Source organism: Streptomyces fulvoviolaceus (assembly GCF_000718165.1).
Taxonomy (GTDB): domain Bacteria; phylum Actinomycetota; class Actinomycetes; order Streptomycetales; family Streptomycetaceae; genus Streptomyces; species Streptomyces fulvoviolaceus.
Genome location: NZ_JOEY01000031.1, coordinates 97,148 through 109,501, shown reverse-complemented (window position 1 = coordinate 109,501; position 12,354 = coordinate 97,148). Strand labels below are relative to the sequence as shown.

11 protein-coding genes and 1 pseudogene are annotated in these 12,354 nt (G+C 68.5%); 8 read left to right on the top strand and 4 right to left on the bottom strand.

Going from position 1 to position 12,354, the window contains the following annotated elements; all coding sequences use genetic code 11:
- Positions 1 to 44: 44 nt before the first annotated feature.
- Entirely contained in the window at positions 45 to 497 is a 453-nt protein-coding gene (locus tag IG08_RS0131175; protein ID WP_030609940.1) for a MarR family winged helix-turn-helix transcriptional regulator, read from the bottom strand.
- Positions 498 to 611: 114 nt separating this feature from the next.
- Here IG08_RS0131175 and IG08_RS0131170 point away from each other — a divergent pair, with 114 nt between their 5' ends.
- Both IG08_RS0131170 and iscB read left to right on the top strand, forming a co-directional pair.
- Positions 612 to 1,457, top strand: a complete 846-nt coding sequence (locus IG08_RS0131170) for an alpha/beta fold hydrolase (RefSeq protein ID WP_030609937.1) — start codon at positions 612 to 614, stop codon at positions 1,455 to 1,457.
- Between the two features lie 399 nt (positions 1,458 to 1,856).
- Positions 1,857 to 3,200 (top strand): annotated as a pseudogene (iscB, locus tag IG08_RS57550) (RNA-guided endonuclease IscB); the annotation flags it as partial.
- 30 nt (positions 3,201 to 3,230) lie between these two features.
- Here the strand turns inward: iscB and IG08_RS0131160 are convergent.
- Genes IG08_RS0131160 through IG08_RS0131150 form a run of 3 tightly spaced genes read right to left on the bottom strand, consistent with a single transcriptional unit; the run spans position 3,231 to position 6,070 of the window.
- Entirely contained in the window at positions 3,231 to 4,004 is a 774-nt protein-coding gene (locus IG08_RS0131160) for an SAM-dependent methyltransferase (RefSeq protein ID WP_030609932.1), read from the bottom strand.
- Between the two features lie 12 nt (positions 4,005 to 4,016).
- Positions 4,017 to 4,640 (bottom strand): histidine phosphatase family protein, encoded by a 624-nt coding sequence (locus IG08_RS0131155; protein WP_030609929.1) that lies wholly within the window; start codon positions 4,638 to 4,640, stop codon positions 4,017 to 4,019.
- Positions 4,637 to 6,070, bottom strand: coding sequence for an FGGY-family carbohydrate kinase (locus IG08_RS0131150; RefSeq protein WP_030609926.1), 1,434 nt, complete (start codon positions 6,068 to 6,070; stop codon positions 4,637 to 4,639). Before IG08_RS0131150 ends, IG08_RS0131155 begins: the two co-directional genes overlap by 4 nt.
- A 173-nt stretch (positions 6,071 to 6,243) precedes the next feature.
- Here IG08_RS0131150 and IG08_RS0131145 point away from each other — a divergent pair, with 173 nt between their 5' ends.
- Genes IG08_RS0131145 through IG08_RS56025 form a run of 6 tightly spaced genes read left to right on the top strand, consistent with a single transcriptional unit; the run spans position 6,244 to position 12,342 of the window.
- Positions 6,244 to 7,665 (top strand): ABC transporter substrate-binding protein, encoded by a 1,422-nt coding sequence (locus tag IG08_RS0131145; protein ID WP_030609923.1) that lies wholly within the window; start codon positions 6,244 to 6,246, stop codon positions 7,663 to 7,665.
- Between the two features lie 2 nt (positions 7,666 to 7,667).
- Positions 7,668 to 8,546 carry a carbohydrate ABC transporter permease gene (locus IG08_RS0131140; RefSeq protein WP_030609920.1) on the top strand — a complete coding sequence of 293 codons (879 nt, stop codon included), beginning with the start codon at positions 7,668 to 7,670 and terminating at the stop codon, positions 8,544 to 8,546.
- Complete coding sequence (locus tag IG08_RS0131135) at positions 8,543 to 9,373, top strand: carbohydrate ABC transporter permease (RefSeq protein WP_030609917.1); 831 nt, start codon at positions 8,543 to 8,545, stop codon at positions 9,371 to 9,373. The genes IG08_RS0131140 and IG08_RS0131135 overlap by 4 nt, the downstream gene beginning before the upstream one ends.
- Positions 9,370 to 10,458 (top strand): ABC transporter ATP-binding protein, encoded by a 1,089-nt coding sequence (locus tag IG08_RS0131130; RefSeq protein WP_030609914.1) that lies wholly within the window; start codon positions 9,370 to 9,372, stop codon positions 10,456 to 10,458. The genes IG08_RS0131135 and IG08_RS0131130 overlap by 4 nt, the downstream gene beginning before the upstream one ends.
- Positions 10,455 to 11,291: a DeoR/GlpR family DNA-binding transcription regulator gene (locus IG08_RS0131125; protein WP_030609910.1), complete on the top strand. Its 837-nt coding sequence runs from the start codon at positions 10,455 to 10,457 to the stop codon at positions 11,289 to 11,291. Before IG08_RS0131130 ends, IG08_RS0131125 begins: the two co-directional genes overlap by 4 nt.
- Positions 11,269 to 12,342 (top strand): ABC transporter ATP-binding protein, encoded by a 1,074-nt coding sequence (locus IG08_RS56025; RefSeq protein ID WP_030609905.1) that lies wholly within the window; start codon positions 11,269 to 11,271, stop codon positions 12,340 to 12,342. The genes IG08_RS0131125 and IG08_RS56025 overlap by 23 nt, the downstream gene beginning before the upstream one ends.
- The last annotated feature ends 12 nt before the right edge of the window (positions 12,343 to 12,354 follow it).

The window sequence follows — 12,354 nt, the reverse complement described above, 5'->3', positions numbered from 1 at the left end:
GACGTGACTCGCGAGGGCCTTCTTTTCTGCGCCGCAGCGCGAATTCAGGACCGGTCGGCCGTTTCCGACACAAGATTGCGGGCGAGAACGTCCAACGCCTCCGTAACTTCCCGCAGTCGCTGCGGGTCATCAGACCCGAGCGCCGCAGCAAGGGCGCGCTCGATACCGGTGGCACGGACCTGCGCCAATCGCTGGGACACCTCAGCAGCCGGCCGCACGAGCACACGGCGCCCGTCGGCGGGATCCGGCACGGCCTCCACCGACCCGGCCTCCTTCAGCCGGGCGACGGCCGTGGACACCTGACTCTGCGGCAGGCCGGTACGGGCAGCGATCTCACCGACGGCGCTGTCCGGGTGGGCCGTGATGTCACTGGCCACGATCAGCACCAGGCGGGCACTGCCCGCATACCGGCCGGCACCGCCGGGAGGCTTCGGCAGCGCCTCTTCGCCGATCTTCATGAGGGCGCGCCCCAGAAGAAACAGTTCAACTCCGTTCACATCGGCCAACGTACATCGAGCTGGATCAATCCAGATTGATGCATCGAATCAGATGGAATAAGGTGAGTTGCAGCCACGGTGGACAGCCCGCCGTATCCGAAGGTGGGGAGAACCATGCCCAGCGCAACCGGCAGGCTCAACGTTCCCGGAGCAGTCCTGCACTACCAGGTCTGCGGCACCGGCCCGCTGCTACTGATCTCGCAGAGCGGCGAGGGGGACGCCGACCGAAGCAGCGACCTTGTCACTCAACTCACCGACTCCTACACCGTGGTCACCTACGACCGCCGCGGGCTCTCACGCAGCCGCCTCGCCACCCCGGAAGAGGGCGCGACACTGGCCGAGCACGCCGACGACGTCCACCACCTTCTGGCCGCCCTCACGGACGCCCCCGCTTTCATGCTCGGCTGCAGCCTGGGAGCAGTCATCGGAATGCACGCGGCCGTGCGGCATCCGGGGCAGATCCGCACCTTGATCGCCCACGAGCCCATCGCCCCACGTCTGTTGCCCGACGGCGAGCGCGCCCGCCATGAGCACGAACTCGCCGCCCTTCAGGACGTCTACCGTCGGGACGGTCTTGGCGCCGTTCTTCCGGAAATCGCCCGAACCCTGGGCATCGATCCCACCAATGCAGACGCCGAACCAGACCTGACACCCCAGCCGATGAATGCCTTGCGGACCGCCAACTTCGACTACTTCATCCGGCACGACTTCATCGCGGCAATACACGACACGCTCGACATCGCCGCGTTGAAGAACGTCAGCACCCGCATCGTCCCCGCCGCCGGGCTCGCCACACCACCGACCGTCTTCGACTATCAGTGCGCCGAGGCCCTGGCCGAATTGCTCGGGTACGAACTCCTGAAGTTTCCCGGAGGCCACAACGGAAACACCAGCCACCCGCGAGCCTACGCAGCCCACCTGCGTCAAGTCCTGAACAGCGAACGACCCGAGCGCGGATAGCGGGACGTCCCGCGGCATCTACTGGCATAACGTCACTCGCTCCCCGGCCCAATAGGCCGGAGCCTCCCCAGCAAGGGCCGGCTCTGAGTGACCAGCCCGAGCCATCACATGATGAAGGAGATGCATTCCGATGGCTACGTTCCCCGTAGGCGAGCAGCCCCACCTTGCCGTGCCTCCTCAGCGGCAGGCTCTGGAACCGGCGGTAGCAGACAACCCTGAGAGCAGGGACGAAACGGACCGCAGGCGCACGACCAACCGTGCAACCGTGCAACCGGCGGGGGACATGGGCGAGAGGAGACCGTACGCCACGCATCTCAAGGCGTACGGCGTCACCCCGAGGCCACCGGCACGGCGGCCGAAGGTGCGGGTCGTGAGGCCCACCCCTGCGTTTTCGTACTCGACAGACGCGGACGACCCCTGCAGCCCACTTCTCCAGCACGGGCCCGCAAACTCCTCACCACAGGCCGTGCAGTTGTGGCGCGTCAGACCCCTTTCGTCATCCGCTTGAAGGACCGTGATGCGGAGAAATCCGAGGTGGAGGGAGTAGCAGTACGCATCGACCCCGGCTCGAGGGAGACCGGCATCGCCATCACTGCAGACATCGCGTACCCGCTCACAGCAACGCCCGACGTCATTGTTTCTCGCCGGGGCCTGTATTCACTTGAACTCCGGCATCGAGGTTCCCAGATCCGCGACAAGATGCACCTGCGTGCCGCGTACAGACACCGGCGTCGGAGCCGGAAGACGCGATACCGCGCACCTCGGTACAGCAATCGCCAGCGCCCCGAAGGCTGGCTGCCTCCGTCCCTGAAGCATCGTGTGGACACCACGTACTCGTGGGTGCGGCGATTGCAGAAGTGGGCGCCCGTGACCGAGATTCACATCGAGCGGACCTCTTTCGATGTACATGCTCTGAGCGCGGGCGTGCCGTTGCAGGGGATCGAGTATCAGCAGGGCACCCTCCAGGGTTACGAGGTACGTCAGTACCTCCTGGAACACTGGAGACGCCGATGCGCTTACTGCGGCGCCTCGGGCGTGGCACTTCAGATTGAGCACATCCGGCCTCGCTCAAGAGGAGGCTCCGACCGCCTCTCCAACCTGACGCTGGCTTGCGAGCCCTGCAATCTGGCCAAGGGAAGCTTCCCAGTGGAAGTGTTCTTGAAGGGCGAGCCTCGGCGTCTCGCGCGAATCCTCGGTCAGGCCAAGGCGCCCCTGCGAGACGCTGCGGTGATGAACGCCACCCGCTGGACCCTGTGGCGAAGGCTTCAGGAATTCGGGGTACCGGTACACAGTTGGTCCGGCGGGCGTACAAAGTACAACCGCAGCCGCCATGGCTTGCCCAAGACGCATTCGCTCGACGCCCTGGCAGTTGGTGATGTACCCGACGGCACGGTCATCGGAGGCATCCCGACCACCGTGTTGCTGGTGTCCTGCACCGGTCGAGGTACACACGCCCGGACACGTACGGACAAGCACGGCTTTCCTCGTCTCAAGCTCCCCAGAACGAAGCAGTTCTTCGGTTACGCCACCGGCGACCTGGTCACCGCCACGGTTCCCACTGGCAAGAATGCCGGCACTCACGTGGGGCGGGTGGCCGTGCGCTCCTCGGGAAGATTCAACATCCGCGGCGCCCACGGCCTCGTCCAGGGGATCCACCACCGCCACGTCCGTCTGCTTCAGCGAGCCGATGGATATGGGTACGCCCGCCGAGCCGAAGACCCACAGATCTCTGCGCCGAGATGAGTCAGTGCAAGAGCCCTGCTGTGTCAGCAATTAGGGTTTGCGGCCCAGCCCCCCGTGCTGCCCGATCGGCTCAGATGCCGTGCCCTCCGGGCGCCACAGCGGTACGGACACCACGCCCGGGTCGACCAGCTCCAACCCGTCGAAGAACGCGGCGATTTGATCGACCGTTCGCAGGACGTACGGCATCGCGCCGGTCCTGTTGTAGGCGTTCTGAGCCAGTTCGTAGTCCGGATCGGTGCCGCGGGAGCCGTCGTTGACGGAGAGGTAGCTGCCGGAGGGGAGGCCGTCGAGCAGGCGGCGGACGAGGTCGCGGGCCTGGTCGTGGTCGGCGACATGGCCGAGGATGCCGCTGAGGATCAGAGCCGTCGGCTGCGTGAGGTCGAGAGTCCTGGCCGCCGCCTCCAGGATGCGCTCCGGGTCGTGGAGGCTGAGCTCCTCGTACGCCGTCTCGCCCTCCGGCGTGGAGGTGAGCAGGGCGCGGGCGTGGACGAGAACCAGCGGGTCGTTGTCGACGTAGACGATCTTCGATTCGGGGGCGATGCGCTGGGCGAACTCGTGGGTGTTGTCGACCGTGGGCAGACCGGTGCCGACGTCCAGGAACTGGCGGACGCCCGCCTCCTCCACCAGGTACCGGATGCTGCGGCCCAGGAAGGCGCGGCTGCCGCGGGCGATGGTGACGATCCCGGGGAAGAGGGCGGTGTAGGCGGCGCCGGCCGCCTCGTCGACGAGGTAGTTGTCCCTGCCGCCGAGCCAGTAGTTCCAGATCCGGGCCGAGTGCGGCACCAAGGTGTCGATCTCCGTCATACGCCCATCGTGCTACGTCCTATCCGTCTCGCAAGGCACATTGAGCGAGAGAAGTGCGGCGGAATCGCCGTCGTCGATGCGCAGTTCGGTGATCGCCGCGTTGCGCAACCGCGGGAACACCCTTCGGTATTCGCTCAGGGGGATGCCCAACAGTTCGCACAGCACCAGACGGAACAGGGTGTTGTGGGCGACGACCAGGACGCGTTCGCCGGGGTGGGCGGTGGCGATGCGGCGCAGGGCGCCGGCTCCTCGGGCCGCGGCGGCGAGCGGGGCCTCGGCGTCCGGGAAGGGGTGCGCCACCGGGTCTGCGCGGAAGGCCTCCGCCGCCTTCGGGTCCTCGGCCGCGAACTCCGCGAGGGTACGGCCCTCCACCACCCCGAAGTCGCATTCGCGCAGGTCGGGTTCGCGGTGCGGGGTGAGGCCGAGGGCGCGGCAGGCGGGGTCGGCGGTGGCGATGGCGCGCGAGACCGTCGACGTCCAGATCGCGTCGACCGGGTGCGTCGCCGCCCAGCGGCCGAGGGCCTCCGCCTGGGCGCGGCCCTCGTCGGTGAGCGCCACGTCGCTCACGCCCGCGTAACGGTTCTCGGTGTGCCAGACGGTCTGCCCGTGCCGGGCCAGCAGCAGCGTCGTACTCATGATTCCGCAGTATCCAGGGCGAGACGGGTGTGGGCGTGCGCCGCGACCGGCGTCGGCAGCCAGCCGCGCTTCTCGAGTTCGTCGACGAGGCGGGCGTACGGCTCCGCGAAGAGGGTGGTGCGACCCGGGCGCGGCTCGACGACCGTACGGATGCGGACCATGCGCTCGGCTGCCTCCGCGAGGGGGGTCCCGGTGGTCCCGTGGAGGGCCAACGCGGCCATTCCCAGGGCCGGTTCGGTCTGTTCCGGTACGCGGGCGGGGCGGCCGAGGATGTCGGCGCGCAGCTGGTTCCAGTACGCGCTGCGGGCGCCTCCGCCGGTGAAGGTGAGCGGGCCGTCGAGGGGGGCGCCGAGGTGGTGCAGGTAGTCGAGGCACAGGCGCTCGGCGAAGGCGATGCCCTGGAGGAGGCCGGCCCACAGGTCGGCGTCGTCGGCGGGTTCGCCCAGCACGAGGGCGGTGGCCTCCGGCGCCAGGAACGGGAACCGCTCCCCCGGCGACACCAGGGGGTAGGCGAGCACACCGGACGGTTCGAAGGCCGTGGCCCGCTGGTCCATGACCTGGGGATCCGCACCCGCTGTGAGCGCGCCCGCCCCCACGCTGGACGCCCCGCCCGGAAGCCAAGTCCCCTCCGGGGCACGGTGGTTGTAGACCACGCCGGTGGCGTCCCGGACCGGGGTGTCCGATGCGCCTTTCAGGACCAGCGTCGTGCCCAGCACCGAGTTCCAGGCGCCCGGCCGCAGCGCCCCCGAGGCGATCTGTGCCGCACAGCCGTCGGTCATCCCGGCGATCACGGGCGTACCGGCGGGGATGCCGGTGGCCTCGGCGGCGGACGCACAGACCTCGCCGAGCCGGGTGCCGGGGCGGACGACCTCGGGCAGCGTGCCCTCGGGCAGGTCCAGGGAGGGCCAGGCCTCGCGCTCCACGTCGTACGCCGTCTTGAGCGCGTGGCTGGAGTCGGCCGGCACCGGGCGCCCGACGAGGTGTGCGGTGATGACATCAGGCTGGTGGGTGATCCGGTGCGGCCCGTGCTCCCCGATGAGCCACAGCGCCTTCGGCAGCGCCCAGGTGTCCTGCACCACGAGCCCCGCCGCCCGCAGCAGTGCCGCCTCCTTCGCCGCCCGCCCGTCGTCGTACATCAGCGCCGGACTCACCGGCCGCCCCGCCCCGTCCGTCAGCAGCACGGTCCCGGACGTCCCGCACACCGCGAGCCCGCCGAGCCGTACGCCCTCCGAAGAGGCCAGCGCCGCCCGGGACGCCGTACACACCGCGGCCCACCACTCCCCCGGAACCTGCTCGTGCCGCACGCCCTCCCGCCGCCCCCGGACCGGAGCGGCCCCGGCACCGAGGACCGCGCCCTCCCCGGTGACCACCAGCGCGCGGACGCTCTGCGTGCCCAGGTCGACGCCCAGCCACGCCTGGCCCTCATCCACCGTCCGGACCTCCCGTGTATCACTGCCGGGACTGTGAAGTTCTCACTGTGCCCCGATATTTTCACTTGCGCGAGGGATTGACGGCCAACTTCCGTCGTTACACCCTCTGTTAACGAGTCGACTCAACGTGTCAACCCCAGCACACCGGACCGAACCCCACGTGGAGGTCACGGATGGACACGCACGTGCACGACCGCCGACGCTTCCTCGCCCTCACCGCCGCACTCGCCGCGGCCCCCGCCCTCTCCGCCTGCGGTGCCGGTTTCGGCGGGGACGACAACAAGAACGACGACTCGGCCGCGGACGATGTCACCGGCTCCTTCGACTGGCGCCGGGAGAAGGGCACGACCGTCAAGGCGCTGCTCAACAAACACCCCTACACCGACGCGCTCATCGCCGATCTCAAGTCCTTCACCGAGCAGACCGGCATCAAGGTCGAGTACGACGTCTTCCCCGAGGACAACTACTTCGACAAGCTCACCGTCGACCTGTCCAGCGGACGCGCCTCCTACGACGTCTTCATGCTCGGCGCCTACATGGTCTGGCAGTACGGGCCACCGGGCTGGCTGGAGGACCTCGGCCCGTGGATGCGCAACTCCTCGGCCACCGGCGCCGAATGGGACCAGGCCGACTTCTTCCCGAACCTCCTCCAGGCCGACCAGTGGTCCCTCAAGGCCGGCGCGCCGCTCGGACAGGGCGGGCAGTACGCGCTGCCGTGGGGCTGGGAGACGAACGTCGTCGCCTACAACACCGAGGTCTTCAAGAAGCTCGGGCTCCAACCTGCGGAGACCTTCGACGAGTTGCGCGAGATCGCCGGGGTCATCAAGGACAAGGCACCCGGCGCCGGCTACGACGGCATGTACGGGATCGCCGTACGCGGCTCCCGCAGCTGGGCCACCATCCACCCCGGCTTCATGACGATGTACGCCCGCAACGGGCTCAAGGACTTCACGGTCTCCGGCGGGAAACTCACGCCCGCCATGAACACCCCGGAGGCCATCGCCTTCACCGAGGACTGGGCCGGCATGGTCAAGCAGGGCGGGCCGCCGTCCTGGACGTCGTACACCTGGTACCAGTGCTCCAGCGACCTGGGCGCGAAGAAGGCCGGGATGCTGTTCGACGCCGACACGGCCGCCTACTTCCAGGCCGTGAAGGGCGCCAGCCCCGCCTCCGGGAAGATCGCCTTCCATCCCGGGCCGAAGGGGCCCGACGGCTCCCTCGCCACCAACATGTGGATCTGGTCGCTCGGCATGAACGCCAAGAGCAGGAAGAAGAGCGCCAGTTGGCTGTTCCTGCAGTGGGCGACCGGCAAGGAGCATCTGCGGAAGAGCGCGATCACGCACAACCACATCGACCCCGTGCGGAAGTCGATCAGTCAGGACGCCGCCTACAAGGACAAGATGAAGAACCTCCCCGGCTTCATCGAGACCTTCGAGACCGTCGTCGACCAGACGAAGATCCAGTTCACCCCGCAGGCCCAGTTCTTCGACGCGACGACCAGCTGGGCAGCAGCCCTTCAGGAGATCTACGGCGGCCAGAACGCGAAGTCGGTGCTGGGCGGTCTGGCGGGCGATCTCGCCGACAAGGTGGACTAGCCATGCGGCTCGCCCTGCGCCCGTACTTCCTGATCATCCCCGCACTGCTGCTGACCTGCGGGATCCTCTACCCATTCGGACTCGGGCTGTACTACACGCTGTTCGACTTCTCGGCGAGCAAGCCGCAGCCCGACATGGTGCGGTTCGAGAACTACGAGACCGTCTTCACGCAGGAGGCCTTCTGGAACTCCGCCTGGGTGACGGTGTTGTACGCGGTCGGCGCCGCCGCCGTCGAGACCGTGCTCGGGGTCGCCGTCGCCCTGCTGCTGCACCGGTCGTCGATCGTGGGGCGGGTGCTGGAGAAGATCCTCATCCTCCCGCTGATGATCGCCCCCGTGATCGCGGCGATCATGTGGAAGCTGATGCTGCAGCCCTCGGTGGGCGTCATCAACTACCTGCTGAAACCCTTCGGGTTGGGTGGAGTCCAGTGGACGGACACCCCGACCGGCGCGCTGCTGTCGTCGATCGCCGTGGACGTGTGGGTCTACACGCCGTTCGTGGCGATCCTGGCCCTGGCCGGGTTGCGGTCCCTGCCCACATCTCCCTTCGAGGCGGCGGCTGTTGACGGGGCCGGCTGGTGGTACACCTTCCGGCGGCTGACGCTGCCGATGCTGTGGCCGTACGTCCTGGTCGCGGTGATCTTCCGGTTCATGGACTCGCTGAAGGTGTTCGACATCATCTACGCCCTCACCGAGGGCGGGCCCGGCGACTCCACGGTGGTCCTGCAGATCCGGGCGTACCTGGAGGCGATCCGCTTCCAGCGGTACTCCTTCGGGATCAGCTACACGATCGTGCTGTGGGCGGTGGTGTATCTCGCCGCGATGGTGCTCGTACGCCATCTGGGGAAGATCCAGCGGAAGGCGGCGGAGGTTTCCAAGTGACCTTGCAAAAACGCCTGTTGGGCTGGCTGGCCGACGCCGCCCTCATCCTCTACTTCGTCTTCGCCCTCTTCCCGATCGCCTGGATGGTGATCCTGTCCCTCAAGCCCACCAACCAGCTCTTCAGCACGTACTTCTCCTTCTCGCCGACCTTCGACGGGTACCGGACGGTGCTGGGCGACAGCGAGGGCATCCCCTTCGTGCGGTTCTTCGTCAACAGCCTGGTGGTGTCGGTGGGGGCGGTGGTGCTGTCGCTGGTGGTCGGGCTGCCGGCGGCGTACGCGTCGGCGCGGTGGCGGTTCAAGGGGTCCGAGAACCTGATGTTCACGCTGCTGTCGTTCCGGTTCGCGCCCGAACTCACCGTGATCATCCCGCTGTTCGTGCTCTACCAGAAGCTGGGACTCTTCGACACGTACGTCGGCATGATCTGGGTGCTCCAACTCGTCACCCTGCCGCTGATCGTGTGGATCATGCGGTCCTACTTCGCCGATCTGACACCGGAGTTGGAGCAGGCGGCCCTGCTGGACGGCTACTCGCGCAAGCAGGCCTTCTTCAAGGTCGCGCTCCCCCTGGTCAAGCCGGGTGTCGCGGCCGTGTCGCTGCTCGCCTTCATCTTCGCCTGGAACAACTTCGTCTTCCCGCTGATCCTCACCTCCAACGAGGCCCAGACGGTGACCGTGGGCGCGCTGTCCTTTCTCGGCGGCGACCGGCCCAAGTACAACCTGACGGCAGCGGCGGCACTCGTCTCCGTCGTACCGCCGCTGCTGCTGGCGCTGACGATCCAGCGATATCTGGTGCGCGGGCTGTCGTTCGGGGCGGTGAAGTCATGATCCGTCTGGAAGGGGTCCACAAGACGTACGGGAAGACCACGGCCCTGGACGGGCTCGACCTGGAGGTCCAGGAGGGCGAGTTCTTCTGCCTGTTGGGACCGTCCGGGGCGGGAAAGACCACCACGCTCAAGACCGTCGCCGGCCTCGAACAGCCCGACTCCGGCACGGTCGAACTCGACGGCAAGGACATGGCGGGCGTCGAGCCCTACGACCGTGGCGTCGCCATGTGCTTCGAGAGTTACGCCCTCTACCCGCACCGGTCCGCCTACGACAACCTCGCCTCGCCTCTCCGCTCACCCCGGCACCGGCTGCCCGCCGCCGAGGCCCGTGAACGGATCGGCGCGATCGCCGAGCTCCTCGGGATCAGTGGCCTACTGGATCGGCCAGTGGGCCAGTTGTCCAACGGCCAGCGCCAGCGCGTCGCCCTCGGCCGGGTCCTGGTCCGCCCCGCCCGCGCCTTCCTCCTCGACGAACCGCTCTCCCACCTGGACGCCAAACTCCGCCAGCAGATGCGGGCCGAGCTGAAGGCGATCGGGGCGGTGCGGCGCACGACCACCCTGTACGTCACGCACGACTCACTCGAGGCGCTGGCCCTCGGCGACCGGATCGGGGTGATCCGGGACGGGCGGATCGTGCAGACGGGAACCCGGGAGGAGATCTGGCACCGGCCCTTCGACACGGAGGTCGCGCGGGCCTTCGGGCGGCCGCGGATCAACCTGCTGCCGGGGGTCATCGCATCCGACGGCGGTTTCCGGTCGGCGGACGGGAAGGTGGAGCTGCCCCTCGGCGTGCCGGTGCGTGAGAACACCGACGTCCTGGTCGGCGTACGCCCCCGGGACATCACGATCAACGGCCCCGGCCACGAACTCACCGGCACCGTCTACGTCACCGAGGTCCTCGGCCGTTCCGTCGAGGTCACCGTCCGGCTCGGCGAGCAGCAGGTGTCGCTGGTCGCCCCGCGCGCCGACACGGCCGGGCTGCGTCCCGACGATCCGGTACGGCTGACGGTCCGGCCTGAGAACCTGCTGCTGTTCGAGGCCGACCGGCCGGAGCGCCCAGGACGACGGATCGAGAGCACGCGATGAGCAGCAGCAACACCGGTGCACAGCAGGGACAGGGCCCGGCCGCCCGCCAGGCCGCCATCTCCGAGCAGGTGCTGGCCGACGGTTCGGCGACCGCGGCCGAGCTCGCCGAGCGCTTCGGGGTGAGCCTGATGACCATCCACCGGGATCTCGACGAGCTCGAACGACAGGGAGTCGTACGGAAGTTCAGGGGCGGGGTGACCGCACAGCCGTCGGGCGTCTTCGAGTCGAACGTGCAGTACCGGCTGAAGACCATGCGCCCGGCGAAGGCCGCGATCGCCGAGCAGGCGCTCACGCACATAGAACCCGGCATGGCGATCCTGCTCGACGACTCCACCTCCACCCTGGAGATAGCCCGCCGACTCCGCCTCGGCGAGATCACCCCCCTCACCGTCGTCACCAACTTCCTGGAGGCGATCAACCTGCTCTCCGATCAGCGGGGCATCCATCTCATGGCCCTCGGCGGCGACTACGACCCGCTGCACTCCTCCTTCCTCGGCGTGTCCTGCGTCGAGGCGGTCCAGTCCCTCCGGGTGGACGTCTGTTTCGCGTCGACGTCGGCCGTGCAGGGGGGTTACGCCTACCACCAGGAGCAGCACATCGTGTCCGTGAAGCGGGCGATGCTCGACTCGGCCGCCCGCAATGTCCTGCTGATCGACCACACGAAGCTCGGCCGGGACGCCCTGCACCGGGTCGTCCCGCTGTCCCGCTTCGACCTGGTCCTGGTCGACGACGGAGCGTCGGCGGACGCGCTGCGCGACCTGGACGAGCACAAGGTCCCTTACGAGGTCTGCGCGACGAAAGGCGGCGGCGATGGCCGAGCTGGAGCTACGTGATCTGCGCAAGACCTACCGTTCGCGGGGGCGCCCGGCGGTGGACGCGGTGCGCGGCCTCGACCTCGCGCTCGGCACCGGTGAACTGCTCGGTCTCCTCGGCCCGTCGGGCTGCGGCAAGTCCACGACCCTGCGGATGATCGCCGGCCTGGAGACGGTGACCGGCGGGGACATCCTGGTGGACGGGGAGTCTCTGGTCGGCAGGCCCGCACAGCGACGGAACATCGGGGTCGCCTTCGAGAACTACGCGCTCTACCCGCCGCTGACGGTCGCGGAGAACCTCGGGTTCGGCCTGAAGGCACGCCGAAAAGCGGCCCGTGGCGACGTCGACCGCAAGGTCGAGGACATCGCCGAACGCGTCGGCCTCACCGACATCCTCGACGCCCGCCCGGCCGGCCTGTCCAGCGGCCAGAAACAGCGCGTCTCCCTGGCCCGCGCGCTCATCCGCGAACCGGACGTCCTCCTGCTCGACGAGCCGCTGTCCCACCTCGACGCCGCCCAGCGCGACACCACCCGCCGCGAACTCAAGCGGATCCAAAGGGACTTGGGCCATACGACGATCCTGGTCACGCACGACCAGGAGGAGGCCCTCTCCCTCGCCGACCGGATCGCCGTGATGAAGGACGGCGTCATCCAGCAGCTCGGCACGCCGTACGAGATCTACGACAGCCCGGCCAACGTCTTCGTCGCGGACTTCGTCGGCGAGCCCCCGATCAACCTGCTCACCGGGGTCGTCACGGCCGACGGCCACGCCCGTCTCTCGGACGCGGTCCGGATCGCGCTTCCCGTGCCGGTGGCGGAGGGCCGCGAGGTGGTCGTGGGCATCCGCCCCGAGGACCTCCGCCTCACCGGTGACGAGGGCCTCCCCGCCCGGGTCGTCGCCCACGAACCCCTCCTGGAGTCGGGCATCGCGACCCTCGCCCTCGAAGGAGTGGAGCACCCCCTGGTCGTCGTCACCGACCCCGAGGTACGGCTCGCCCACGACGACCAGGTCCATGTCGCCGTGGGCCTCACCCATGTCTTCGACGCCGAGACGGGAGACACCCTGCGATGAACGAGACTGCGC